At 63.0% G+C, this 12367-nt stretch carries 9 protein-coding genes; 3 read left to right on the top strand and 6 right to left on the bottom strand.

Annotation, left to right across the window (positions count from 1 at the left end; all coding sequences use genetic code 11):
• Positions 1-103: 103 nt before the first annotated feature.
• The 5 genes from MRBLMS1_RS12365 to MRBLMS1_RS12385 form a co-directional block, all read right to left on the bottom strand.
• Positions 104-1189, bottom strand: a complete 1086-nt coding sequence (locus tag MRBLMS1_RS12365) for an ABC transporter ATP-binding protein (RefSeq protein WP_128139790.1) — start codon at positions 1187-1189, stop codon at positions 104-106.
• 84 nt (positions 1190-1273) lie between these two features.
• The gene (locus MRBLMS1_RS12370; protein ID WP_485879589.1) at positions 1274-2911 is read right to left on the bottom strand and encodes an alpha-amylase family glycosyl hydrolase; all 1638 of its coding nucleotides are present in this window, start codon (positions 2909-2911) and stop codon (positions 1274-1276) included.
• Positions 2912-3241: 330 nt separating this feature from the next.
• The gene (locus MRBLMS1_RS12375) at positions 3242-4252 is read right to left on the bottom strand and encodes a substrate-binding domain-containing protein (protein ID WP_485879590.1); all 1011 of its coding nucleotides are present in this window, start codon (positions 4250-4252) and stop codon (positions 3242-3244) included.
• 411 nt (positions 4253-4663) lie between these two features.
• Positions 4664-5884: a maltoporin gene (locus MRBLMS1_RS12380; RefSeq protein ID WP_128139788.1), complete on the bottom strand. Its 1221-nt coding sequence runs from the start codon at positions 5882-5884 to the stop codon at positions 4664-4666.
• A gap of 222 nt (positions 5885-6106) precedes the next feature.
• A complete protein-coding gene (locus MRBLMS1_RS12385) occupies positions 6107-7666 on the bottom strand; it encodes an MFS transporter (protein ID WP_485879591.1) in 1560 nt (519 codons plus the stop codon).
• 115 nt (positions 7667-7781) lie between these two features.
• Here MRBLMS1_RS12385 and MRBLMS1_RS12390 point away from each other — a divergent pair, with 115 nt between their 5' ends.
• The 3 genes from MRBLMS1_RS12390 to MRBLMS1_RS12400 all read left to right on the top strand — a co-directional run bounded on the left by MRBLMS1_RS12390 (position 7782) and on the right by MRBLMS1_RS12400 (position 11871).
• Entirely contained in the window at positions 7782-8708 is a 927-nt protein-coding gene (locus tag MRBLMS1_RS12390) for a LysR family transcriptional regulator (RefSeq protein WP_485879592.1), read from the top strand.
• A gap of 313 nt (positions 8709-9021) precedes the next feature.
• On the top strand, positions 9022-10140 hold the full coding sequence (locus MRBLMS1_RS12395; RefSeq protein WP_485879593.1) for a patatin-like phospholipase family protein: 1119 nt from the start codon (positions 9022-9024) through the stop codon (positions 10138-10140).
• Between the two features lie 84 nt (positions 10141-10224).
• The gene (locus tag MRBLMS1_RS12400) at positions 10225-11871 is read left to right on the top strand and encodes a methyl-accepting chemotaxis protein (protein ID WP_319992694.1); all 1647 of its coding nucleotides are present in this window, start codon (positions 10225-10227) and stop codon (positions 11869-11871) included.
• 23 nt (positions 11872-11894) lie between these two features.
• Here MRBLMS1_RS12400 and MRBLMS1_RS12405 read toward each other — a convergent pair whose 3' ends face one another.
• Positions 11895-12332: a GFA family protein gene (locus tag MRBLMS1_RS12405; RefSeq protein WP_338681791.1), complete on the bottom strand. Its 438-nt coding sequence runs from the start codon at positions 12330-12332 to the stop codon at positions 11895-11897.
• Positions 12333-12367 lie beyond the last annotated feature (35 nt).

Genomic DNA, 12367 nt, shown 5'->3' on the forward strand with positions numbered 1-12367 from the left:
CTCCAGTATCTTTTTTTATGCTAAGTTTATGTTGAGTATCAAGGCTGAAACGATACAACCAGGCCAGGCGGCGCCTGTAGCGCCTGGCCCTTTAAATGCGGAATCAGGTACGGGTCTGGCCGTGCTCGTCGAACACGTGGACGCGGGCGGGTGCCACTTGCAGTGCCACGGATTGGCCAATGGCCCAGTCCGTTTCCGCATCGGCGCGCACCACCAGCGGCTCGTCGCCGCCTGCTACGTGCACGTACAGATAGCTGATGTCGCCGAGTTTTTCGACGGCCTGCACGGTGGCCGTGATGGCTGCCGTGGCGCCGGGCGCGCATGCCTGCACGTGTTCGGGACGCGCGCCGACGGTGACGGGGGTGCCGCTGGCCAATGGCTGCGTCAACACGGCTTGCAGCATGCCGCCCGCGTTGGTGGCGATGGTGGCCACGCCGTCGGCGTAGCTGTGGATCTTGCCCTTGAGGAAGTTCATGCGGGGCGAACCGAGGAAGCCGGCCACGAACAGGTTGGCGGGGTGGTGATACAGCTCGAGCGGCGCGCCCACTTGCTCGATGCGGCCCGCGTTGAGCACGACGATGCGGTCGGCCAGGGTCATCGCTTCGACCTGGTCATGCGTGACGTAAATCATGGTCGAGCGCAATTCGCGGTGCAAATTCGCCAGTTCGATGCGCATCTGCACGCGCAGCGATGCGTCCAGGTTCGACAGCGGTTCGTCGAACAGGAAGACGTCGGGCTTGCGCACGATGGCGCGGCCGATGGCCACGCGCTGGCGCTGGCCGCCCGACAAGTCTTTTGGTTTGCGCTCCAGCAAAGGTTCGATGCGCAGGATTTGCGCAGCGCGCTGCACGGCGTCGGCGATTTGCACCTTGCTCATGCCGGCCAGTTTGAGACCGAAGGCCATGTTCTGCGCCACGCTCATGTGCGGGTACAGTGCGTAGCTCTGGAACACCATGGCGATGCCGCGCTTGGCGGGCGGCACGTCGTTCATGCGCGTCTTGCCGATGAATAAGTCACCGCCGCTGATTTCTTCCAGGCCGCAGATGCTGCGCAGCAAGGTGGATTTGCCGCAACCCGACGGGCCCACGAAGACCATGAATTCGCCATCGGCGATCTCCAGGTCGATGCCGTGCAGGGTTTGCACGTCGCCATATGCCTTCTTCAGCCCTGCTAATTTCAGTCCTGCCATGTCGTCCTCATCATCTCAATTTGGCCCCGCTGATGCGCGGGGCTCGTTATTGTAATTGGCGGCATGGCCGCCAAAGCCTGCGATTTACACCAGGGTGCCGAACCAGCCGCCATGCGGGGGCAGGCTGAGCTGTTGGTTATCTTTACTACCCGGCAAACCATGACCTGCCAGGTCGGCCGCTGGCGCCGCGTCTGGCCAGGTGAAGGTGACGGCCTCCGTGCCCAGGTTGAAGGCAGCCAGGACCGACGGTTGGCCGGGCAAGTCGCGGCGCAGGGCCAGCACGGGTTCCGGCGCATCGAAGAAACTGATGTCGCCGCGCAGCAATTGCGGCAGGGTGCGGCGCCAGGCGAGGATGTTTTGCGCAAAGCGCAGCGCCGAGCCGCTATCGTGTTCTTCCACGTCAGCGGCGCGCGCCAGGTGTTCCGGCGGCACGGGCAACCACGGCGTGGTGGTGCTGAAGCCGCCATGCGGCGCTTCGGCCACCCACGGCATCGGCGTGCGGCAGCCGTCGCGGCCCTTGAACTGGGGCCAGAACGGGATGCCGTACGGATCTTGCAGCGCCTCGAAAGGAATGTCCGCTTCCGTCAGGGCCAGCTCGTCGCCCTGGTACAGGCACGGCGTGCCTTTCAAGGCGGCCTGCACGGCCAGCACGACCTTGGCCAGCGAGGGGGATGGGTTATCGCCGCCCCAGCGCGTCATGACGCGCACGCTGTCGTGGTTGCCCACGGACCAGGAAGCCCAGCCGTCGGCCACTTGCGCTTCGAACTCTTCCACTTGCTTGCGGATGTGCGCGGCGGAAAACTCCGCCGTCAGCAAGTTGAAACTGTAGGCCATGTGCAGCTTGTCGGCCCCCGTGTAGGCCGCCATCGTGGCCAGCGCATTGTCGTCGCCCACTTCGCCGATGGAAACGGCCTTGTATTCGTCGAGCACGGCGCGCACGCGCTGCAGGTAGGCGATGTTTTCCGGCTGCGTCTTGTCGTACACGTGCGCTTGCATGCCGTAGGGGTTGATGGCCGACACGCTGCTTGCATCGCGCTGCGCGGCTGGCGGATTGTCGCGCAGCAACTGGTCGTGATACGGGAAGTTGCAGGAATCGAAGCGGAAGCCGTCGACGCCGCGTTCGAGCCAGAAGCGCAGGTTGTCCAGCTGTGCCTGCTGCACGGCCGGATTGTGAAAGTTCAGGTCGGGCTGGCTGACGAGGAAATCATGCAGGTAATACTGGCTGCGGCGCGGCTCCCATTGCCAGGCCGAACCGCCGAACACGGACAGCCAGTTGTTTGGCGCCGTGCCATCCGGTTTCTGGTCGGCCCACACATACCAGTCGGCCTTGGGATTGTCGCGGCTTGAGCGGCTCTCCACGAACCACGGGTGGTTGTCGGACGAGTGCGACAGCACCTGGTCGATCATCACTTTCAAGCCCAGTTCATGGGCGCGCGCCACGAGGCGGTCGAAGTCGGCCAGGGTGCCAAACATCGGGTCGACGTCGCAGAAGTCGGCCACGTCGTAGCCGAAGTCTTTCATCGGCGACGTGAAGAAGGGCGATATCCACACGATGTCGGCGCCCAGGGCGGCGATGTAATCGAGTTTGGAGGTAATGCCGGGCAAGTCGCCGATGCCGTCGCCATTGCTGTCGAGGAAGCTGCGTGGATACACCTGGTAGATGACGGCGCTGCGCCACCAGTCGGCGGGCAGGTGGGCGAGATTGTTCTGGATGGTCGGCATGAATGATTTCTTAAAAGGTGCCTGTAGCGTTGGCTATCAGGGCGGCGCTGCTGGTTGGTAGGCGAACGTCTTATTTTAAAATTCAAAGCGCTTTGGGTATGAAATGAGTATAGTTCAAAGCGCTTTGAAAAGTAAAGCGATACACGCGCCAGACATACGATTTTTTTATGAGGGTGATTCAGGAAGGGAAAAACTGCGCGAAGAGGGCGTTTACGACCCCCCCAGCGGAGGCTGGGGTCGGACCCTGAGGGGGAATGGTCCCAGTGGGACCCATTCCGATCACGCAGTGACTGACCCCAGCTTTCTGCTGCGGGCCAATGCAATATTTAGCTACCTAATTACCGGCCCCGCCGACTCGCCCGGCAACAGTTCGCACGGCCACAGTTCCTGCAAGTCGGTGACGGGCGTGCCATCCATCAGGGCCAGCAGCATGTTGATCATTTTTGCTCCTGCGCCGCGCGGGTCGGGCTGGACGATGGTGGTGACGTTGTGGCCGGCCAGGGAATCTTCCATCACGCCCCAGACGATCAGCGACATCTCGCGGCCGATGCTGATGCCCGCGTCGAGCAGCGCGCGCACGGCGCCCACGCCCGACATGTGATTGTCGACGATGACGGCGGTAGGGCGGGGCGAGCGGGCCAGCAGGCGCTGCATGGCCTGATAGCCGGCGCGGCGGTCGTGGGCGTTGTCGACCAGGTTGTCGGGGTCGACGGCCAGGCCGCTCGCCTGCATGGCGTGCTGAAAACTCTCGACGCGCTGGCGCACGAAGTTCAGGTCCGGCGTGGCGCTGATCAGGCCGATGCGCTGGTGGCCCAGCTGCGTCAGGCGCTCGACGGCCAGGCGCATGCCCGCCTCGTTGTCGTAATCGAACCAGGCGTGCGGCTGGTTCAGCTGCGTGCGGCCATGGGCGACAAACGGCATGCCCTGCTGCGCCAGGTAGGCGATGCGCTCGTCGAACGGTTTCGTGCGCCCGACGATCAGACCGTCGATACGGCGGCCCTTGACCATGCGTTCATACGTGTGGAATTCATTGGTGGCCGAGGCGGGCGCGATCATCATGTCCATCTGCTGAGCTTCCAGCGCTTCCGACATGCCGCCCACGATGTCGATGAACATGGGGTCGGCCAGGTCGTTAGGCATCAGCGGGTAGATGATGCCGACGATATTCGTGCGCCCCACGGCCAGGCTGCGCGCCATGGGATTGGGACGGTAGCCGGCCGCCTGCGCGGCGGCCAGCACCCGCTCGCGCGTGCGTTCGCTCACTTCCGGATAGCCATTCAAGGCGCGGCTGACGGTGGTTTCGGATATTCCTAGCGTTTTGGCGAGATTTTTGAGGTTCATGAATGCTGCAGTCGGGGTCTATCCAGGGTGGGTCGGGGGCGGTGCGATGACGGGTAGTTTATCTGATAAATGCCGGAATGATCAGGGGTCTGACAAGCGGCGGCAGCGCCCAAAAAAATACGCGGGCAAACCCAGGGGCGCCCGCGCTAAAAGAGGATACTGCTGAATCACTACATTGAAGCTGCCGGCCATCGCGTGCAGCGGCGAAATGGTGGGTCCGGTTACTACCTGCCCCGAAATGCGGGCGGTGCTGCTGCCAGTGGCTGGCGCCTTGCGGCATCAGCCAGTGTTGGATGCCTCTGGTCAATAAAGAGCGTCTGATAAAACGTTCAGGGCAAGGCGCACGGTCGCAGACAGTACGCTAGTACGGCAAGACCGTGCAACGCCGCCATGGACGTTTTTCAGATGCTCTTACCACCACGACTCGACCTGGAAACCGACCGAGCTGCCATTGGTCTTGCCACCAAACACGCCCGTCGACGACAGCGCCGTTTCCGCGGCGGCGGCCGACTGGGCTGCCTTGTTCCATTTGGCGTAGGTGTAGAAGGCGCGCAGTACGGGACGCGACCAGAAGCTGTTGCCGGCCGACAGTTGCGGCGCGAACGTCAGCTTGGTCAAATTGCGGCTCTCGCCGCCTTCCGGCTTGACGATGTCGTGGCCCAGTTCCACGGCCAGGCTGTAGTTGTCCGTGAAGTGGTAGATGGGGCGTGCGCCGATCGACGTCCACTTGCTGCTCACGCCTGCCGTTTCCTTGTCTTCGTAGACGAAGGTGCCCATGCCCGACCACGCGCCTTTGGGCTGGATCATGATCTGTTCCGTCAGACGCACGACCTTGTCATCCTTGCTGGCGCCCAGGCTGAAGCCGCCCGTGTTGGCGGCGCTGCCTTTGCCGTACTGCAATGCCACCTTGTTGAAGCCGCCCAGTAGATTGCCTTGCGTATGCATGATGGTCAGCAAGTGGCCGCTGGCGATGGGGGCCGCGCCTTGCGCGTTGCGTTTCTGGTTGAATTGCAGGCCCAGGGTCAGTTCGCCATCGGGGTTGACCTTGATGCCGGAGAAGCGCAAGTCGTGGGACAGGCCCATGCGCTTGCTGTCGCCGTCATCGGCCGTGCGCACGATGGCGTAGGCCAGCTTGGCGGGGCCCAGGTCGATGTTTTCCAGGCCGGCGCCAGGGCCGCTGTTATTCCAGAAGTAGTAATCGGTGATGTGCACGTCCTGGCGGTCGTAGTAGCGCTTGCCGACCCAGGCGCGCGCTTCGGCGAAGGCGCCCGTGCCGATCTTGTCGGCCACCACGTTCATTTCGCGCCACGCCGGATCCGATTGTTCCCAGTCCTGGTTCTGGTTGACGGAAAACGCCACCAGAGTGTTGATGCGGAAAGTGGTGCCGTTGGCTGCCTTGAAGGCTTCGCCGCCGAATTTCAGCTCGCCGTAGGTTTCGCACTCATTGCCCAGACGATACTTGGACGAGGCGCCAGCCAGGCCGAAACACGCTTCTTTGCCGCCTTCGCTGCTGGTGCCGAGGCCCGAGCGGATATAGCCGCCGAAGTCGATTGGCAGGGCGGCCTGGGCGGCCGAAGCGCTCAAGGCCAACGCCACGGCGGCAGGCAAAGTTTTCAAGAAATGTTTGTTCATTGCGTCTCCAGTGTTTTTATAGGTGTGGGATCGGTGCGCATAACTTTGCACAACCAAAGCGCTTTAGTTATGTTTCAAAGCGCTTTGAGTATAGTTCAAAGCGCTTTGATAAGTAAACTCGTTTTATTCTTGAAAATTTTGCGGATGTTGCGGAGAAACATCAGGGAGGGCAGGCGGCGCGTGGGCGCCGCCGTGTACGGCAGACGGAATGATGGTCGTGAATTATTGCTGCGCCTTGCAGGCGGGCAGGGCGGCCGTGTCCGTTGTCACGGTCGCCGGATGACGCAGGAAGGCCAGTATCAGCAGGGCCGAGGCCGTCGTAATGCTGGCAAGCACATACAGCAAGTGGCGGAAAGCGGCGCCATACGCTTGCGCCAGTTCGGCGGCGCCGGCCTGCGGCAACAGAGCGCCTGCATGGCGTAATTCTCCCAGCGCCAGGAAGGGCGCCGCCAGCGCCGCCTGCTCCGTGGCGAGGCCGGGCACCTTGCCCAAGGCCGCCATCGTGAGCGTGCCCAGCAGCGCGCTGACGATGGCCAGCGCCAGGCCTTCACCCGCCACGCGCGTCGTATTGAAGATGCCGGCCGCCATGCCGGCCCGCTCGACGGGCACGACGCTGATGGCCAGGCCATCCATCAAGCCCCACGGCAGACTGATGCCGCAGCCGATCAGCAGCAGCGGCCCGATCAAGGTAGCGGGCGCCTGGCCCGGTGCGCAGGTCGATAGCCACAGCAAGCCGCCCGCCGCCAGCAGCAAGCCGCTGGCGCAGATGTGCGCAGCGGCCAAGCGCTGCGCTGCCATGCCGGCCAATATCGGCAGCACCAGCATGGGCGCCGACAGGGCGATCATCATGCGTCCCGCCTCCAGTGCGCTGTAGCCTTCGATGCCGATGAAGCGGGCCGGCAGCAAGACCAGCAGCACGACAAAGGAAAACGCGGGCGCGGCAGCCAGCAGTTGCACACCGGCAAAGGCCGGCAGGCGGAACAGGGTCAAATCCAGCATGGGCCGCGCCGCGCGCCGCTCCACGCGGATGAAAACGGCCAGCAGCAAGGCCGCGCCACCGAGCAGCCCCAGGCTGGCGGCGCTGCCCCAGCCACTATCAGGCGCTTGCAGCAAGCCATAGGTAAACAAGGAGAGTGCTCCGGTAAACGTCAGGGCGCCGGGCCAGTCGACGCCTTGCGCCTGCGGGTCGCGCGATTCGCGCATGGCCCGCGCGGCGGCCAGCAGGGCGGCCAGGCCAGCCGCGGCCGTGGCCGCAAAAATGGCGCGCCAGCCCGTGTGGGCGATGAGCGCACCCGCGAGGAAGGGGCCGAAGGCCAGGCCCACGCCGAAGGCCGTGCCGATCAGGCTGAAGGCGCGCGCACGGGCGGGGCCGTCGAATTCCTGCGCCAGCGCTGCCAGTCCGCTCGACAGGGCCATGGCGCAGCCCAGGCCCTGGACGGCGCGCAGTATGTCGAGCCACACAATGCCGGGCGCGGCCGCCAGTGCCAGCGCGGCGGCGGAAAACACGGCCATGCCCAGCAGGAACACGCGCTTGCGGCCATAGCGGTCGGCCAGCGCGCCGGCCACCATCAGGCAGCCGCCAAAGCTGAGCATGAAGGCGTTCGTGATCCACGCCAGCGCCAGCGGCGTGCCGTGCAGGTCGGCAGCGATGGAGGGAATGGCGATGGCCGGCCCTGTAAAACTGAGCGGCATGCATAGCGCGGCCAGGCAGACGGCTGCCAGCACCAGCGTACGCCGTGCAGTCGCTGGTTCCGGGGCTTGCGCGGGGAGATTCGTATCCATGGGAATGATTCCAGAAAGAGGGAATCCGATGATAATATGGACGTAATCTGTGAAAAAGTGGCTGAAAATCCGCTCATAACGGACAAATATTCCCTAATAGAGATGACGAGGTCGCATGGATAATCTGAATGGCATTGCCGCCTTCGTACGCGCGGCGGAAACTTCCAGCTATGTGGCGGCCGGGCGGCTGCTCGGCGTGTCGGCTTCGGCCGTGGGCAAGAGTGTGGCGCGGCTGGAAGAAAAGCTGGGCGTGCGCCTGCTCAACCGCAGCACGCGGCGCATCAGCCTGAGCAACGAGGGCGCGCTGTTTTACGAGCGTTGCCAGCGCATCCTGGCCGACCTCGGTGATGCCGAGGCGGAACTGTCGCACCTGGCCGAGGCGCCGCGCGGCAAGCTGCGCGTCAGCCTGCCCGTGATCGGCTACCGCATCATCCTGCCCCTGCTGGCCGAGTTTACGCGGCTGTATCCGGAGATCGAACTCGACCTCGATTTCAACGACCGCCTCGTCGACGTGGTGGCCGAAGGCGTCGACGTGGCCGTGCGCAGCGGTACGCTCACCGATTCGCGGCTGATGGCGCGCGAACTGGGGCCGTTTGCCTTTGCCATCGTCGGCTCGCCCGCGTATTTCGCCCGCCACGGCGTGCCGGCCACGCCGCGCGCGCTGGAAGGGCACGCTTGCGTGCGCTATAAATTTCCCACCACGGGCAAGCTGCAGGAATGGGCGCTGCGGCGCGCCGAGGGCGACAGCGGCGGCGAGTTGCGCTTGCCGACCGCCTTGACCTGCAACAATATCGAAGCCTTGATCGGTGCCGCCACGCAGGGCGTGGGCCTCGCCTATTTACCTGACTTTATCGTGCGTGACGCCATTGCCCGCGGCGAACTGCAAGCCGTGCTGGCGAGCTACTTACTACATTCGAGCAAGTTCTGGGTGCTGTGGCCGTCAAGCCGCCACCTGTCGCCCAAAATTCGCGTCTTTGTTGACCATTTGTGTACCCACTTGCATTTTTCCTCGTCCCCTCCCGACCCTGTATCTATCGCTTGATGTCCCTGGCCGCCGCCCTGGCGGCTGTTTGGGGAATATTCCTACCCCAAAGCGATTAATCCTAATGCCGCCGAATTTATATTTGCTGCACCGCATCAAGCTATGCCGCACGGCGTCAACTTATACCCTTTCTGAATACCCATCATTCGTTATGGAAATTGCCATAAGGAATTTATTTATGTTAATTTCATATCTGTTTCTGCAACGTTGCATCGGCTGGTCGCTGGCGGGGACCTGTGCAGAATTAGGCGCCATAAGCGTGTAGTAACCAACAATTAAGGGATGGTAACCCCGTTCCGTTCAGGGAGTGTGCATGAAGACAGTCACGACGACGCCGGATCCGGCGCCAGCTACGACAGCGAAACCGGCCCGCAAAACGGGGCTGCTGCTTGGTGGCGGCGCACCAAATTCCACCCTGATCGCCGGTGCCTTGGCCGCTTTTCTCGACGAGGGCATCGAGTTCGACGTCATTTCCGCCTCGGGCGCCGGCGTGTTGATGGGTTTGCTTTACACGACGCCGCACGAGGCCACGCCGCGCCAGGCCTTGCAAAGCTGGGCCGACACGGGCGTGGCCGACAGCATCTACAAGATGATCCCGATCAACTACAAGGTCTTCCAGAAGCCGGGCATGCACGCGAGCACTTTCCGCGACGCCTTCCAGCCGCCAGCCAACAATCCTTTTTTTCAGGCCTTCCAGCAAACGTTTGCGGGCGTGCCCACGGCCTGGTCCGACTGGGGCAAGCTGATGGTGTCGTCGCTGTCGCCATCGGACTTGTCGGCGAAAAGCTTGGGCCTGTGCGCGCATTTGCCTTTCCTTGAAAAAGCCGTGGATTTCTCGGGCGTGGCGCGCATGCGCCCCGATTTCTACATCAATGCCTACAACCTCAGCGAGCACCGCATGCAAATCTGGGGCAAGCACGAGATCGAACCGATCCACGTGCGCGCGGCCCTGTCGTTCCCGTTCCTGTATGCACCGACGACCATCGCTGGCGACGACTACATCGAAGGCGCGGCCCTCGATACGCTCAATTTCGACCCGTTTATCGAAGGCAAGGGCGAGCACCATGACGCCGATACCCTGGTCATCCTCGATATCCTCGGTGACGAACGCTTGCTGCGCAAGCCGCGCAACCTGTACGACGCCTGGGTGCGCTCCATCATCACGCCGCTCGTGAAAATTTCCAAGAGCGAGCTGCGGCTGTTCGAACTCGAGCACAACACAGATGCTCGCACGGGCCAGCCCAAGCGGCGTTTGCTCAAGCTCGACCTGATGGGCGGCATCCCGGAGCAGCACTGGCCCGACACCCTGGACTGGTCCAGTTCGAACATGCAGCTGCTATTCGACGTGGGCCACAAGGCGGGCCTGGCGTTTTGCCGCCAGCATGGCGACTTGCTGCGCCGCGCGCCTGACGCCGCCCCAATGGCAGCTTAGCCGCTTGCAAGCGATCCCGGCCACCTGATCGGCAGCTCTTATCCCGCCTGGCCTTGCCAGGCTACCTTTTTACTGTGACACACCATGAATCTCACCAAGCAATTAATTCTGACCCTCACCATCGCCTTGCTGGCCCTGCTATTGCTGGGCGCCGGCGGCGCCATCCAGCTGCAGCGCGCCCAGGAGCGTTTTGACACCGTGCAAAACCGTATCATTCCTAGCATCCAGGGCTTGAATGCGGCCAAGGGTTTCCTCGCCGATTCGCGCCTGGCCGGCTACCGCCTGTCCGTGTTCTCGAACCTGGCCGACAAGACGGCGCTGGACAAGGCCGTGGCCGATGCCAACACGAATTTCGACAAGGTCATCGCCACCTACCGCGCCGAGCGCCTGTATGACGCGACGGACAGCAAGATGCTCGACGCCGACCAGGCCGCCATGGAAGCCTACCGCCGCGCGCTGGCGCCATTCTTTGCCGCCGCCTACGCGGGCGACATGGATGGCGTGCGCGCCACCTTGCTGGCCGGCACGCCGCTGGCCATCACGGCCGCCGCCGCGAAAAAGAGCATGGATGACCATATCGCCTACAACAACAAGCTGGTCGATGACGTGAAGGCGGAAAGCCTGGCCGCCTACGACACGGCGTTCAGCACCATGCTGGCCGTGCTGGGCCTGGCCGTGCTGCTGACGGGCGCGCTGGCCTGGCATATCTACCGCACCATCAGCGGCGGCCTGGGCAATATCGAACATACATTGGAAAGAGTCAGCGCCTCGCTGGACCTGTCCGCCGCCATGCCCGTCGAGCGCATGGATGAGGTGGGCCGCACGGCCACGGCCTTCAACAAGTTCCTCGAGCGCATCGTCGGCGTGATCGCCACCGTGCGCGCCTCGGCCGATACGGTCAGCGTGGCGGCCGCGCAGATTTCCGCCGGCAACGCGGACTTGTCCGTGCGCACGGAACAGCAGGCGTCATCGCTGGAAGAAACGGCGTCGAGCCTGGAAGAGCTGACCTCGGCCGTGCGCCAGAATACGGACAATGCGCGCCAGGCGAACTCGCTGGCCGTGTCCGCCTCGGACGTGGCCCGCAAGGGTGGCGCCGTGGTGGCGCAAGTGGTGGGCACGATGGGGTCGATCAACGAATCGGCGAAGAAGATCGCCGACATTATCGGCGTAATCGACGGCATTGCCTTCCAAACCAATATTCTGGCGCTGAACGCGGCCGTGGAAGCGGCCCGTGCAGGCGAGCAGGGCCGTGGCTTCGCCGTGGTGGCCACCGAGGTGCGCAACCTGGCGCAGCGCTCTGCGGCTGCCGCCAAGGAAATCAAGGGCTTGATCGAGGATTCCGTGGATAAAGTCAACACGGGCAGCGCGCTGGTCGACCAGGCGGGCGCGACGATGGAAGAAATCGTCGCCAGCATCCGCCGCGTGACGGACATCATGGGCGATATCGCCAACGCCAGCCACGAACAAAGCGCCGGCATCGAACAGGTCAACCAGGCCATTTCGCAAATGGACCAGGTCACCCAGCAAAACGCGGCCCTGGTGGAAGAGGCCGCCGCCGCCGCATCCTCGCTGCAAGACCGCGCGGTCGAGCTGGTCGACGTGGTGGCCGTGTTCCGCCTGCGCGGCGACGCCCAAGGGACGGCGTTGAAAGTGGCGGGCGGCTTGCCGGCCCCGGCAACAACTGCCGCCAGCCGGCGGGTGGCGCTGCCGGGACGTAGTGCTCGCGGCTAAATCTTTTGACCGCTCCGGTTCATTTAAGGGGCGGTATTAGGAAAAAAGCGCAGGTATCCAGCGATGTCAGGTCCGCCTCCAGCACTTTTGTCTTTTGGATGGAGTCGGCCTTCGTTGACTGCTACCTCTTCAAAGTCAAACGGACTGATTCCTTCCAGGCAGGCTACATTGATCCCGAATTGATCGGGTTTTGACCGGCGTTGGTGATGTGTGTATATCCCGCATTTTGAGCAGAAATAGTGCTTCGCTTGCATGGTGTGAAACTGATAGAGGGTGAGTAATTCCTCTCCAGAAGTGATCTCTATATCCTGAAGCGCCGCAGAAACCGCTATCGCACCGCGCATGCGGCAATAGGAGCAGTTGCAGCGCCGTGCTGTCTTGAGTCCGTCGCTAAGTCGAACTTGAAATCGTACAGATCCACAATGGCATGAACCTTGTAACTTCCCATCCGTGCTGTTCATTTTTTTCCTTTCAATGACGGCTTCTGGTCGAACAC

Origin of the sequence: Massilia sp. LMS1-1-1.1, assembly GCF_040815535.1 — a bacterium.
In the GTDB taxonomy this organism is placed as follows: Bacteria; Pseudomonadota; Gammaproteobacteria; order Burkholderiales; family Burkholderiaceae_D; genus Janthinobacterium; species Janthinobacterium aestuarii.

Excerpts from the sequence above, each read along its gene's own strand:
- MRBLMS1_RS12370 (WP_485879589.1), bottom strand. The coding sequence starts at position 2,911 with ATGCCGACCATCCAGAACAATCTCGCCCACCTGCCCGCCGACTGGTGG.
- MRBLMS1_RS12385 (WP_485879591.1), bottom strand. The coding sequence starts at position 7,666 with ATGGATACGAATCTCCCCGCGCAAGCCCCGGAACCAGCGACTGCACGG.
- MRBLMS1_RS12405 (WP_338681791.1), bottom strand. The coding sequence starts at position 12,332 with ATGAACAGCACGGATGGGAAGTTACAAGGTTCATGCCATTGTGGATCT.
- MRBLMS1_RS12390 (WP_485879592.1), top strand. The coding sequence starts at position 7,782 with ATGGATAATCTGAATGGCATTGCCGCCTTCGTACGCGCGGCGGAAACT.
- MRBLMS1_RS12395 (WP_485879593.1), top strand. The coding sequence starts at position 9,022 with ATGAAGACAGTCACGACGACGCCGGATCCGGCGCCAGCTACGACAGCG.
- MRBLMS1_RS12365 (WP_128139790.1), bottom strand. The coding sequence starts at position 1,189 with ATGGCAGGACTGAAATTAGCAGGGCTGAAGAAGGCATATGGCGACGTG.
- MRBLMS1_RS12380 (WP_128139788.1), bottom strand. The coding sequence starts at position 5,884 with ATGAACAAACATTTCTTGAAAACTTTGCCTGCCGCCGTGGCGTTGGCC.
- MRBLMS1_RS12375 (WP_485879590.1), bottom strand. The coding sequence starts at position 4,252 with ATGAACCTCAAAAATCTCGCCAAAACGCTAGGAATATCCGAAACCACC.
- MRBLMS1_RS12400 (WP_319992694.1), top strand. The coding sequence starts at position 10,225 with ATGAATCTCACCAAGCAATTAATTCTGACCCTCACCATCGCCTTGCTG.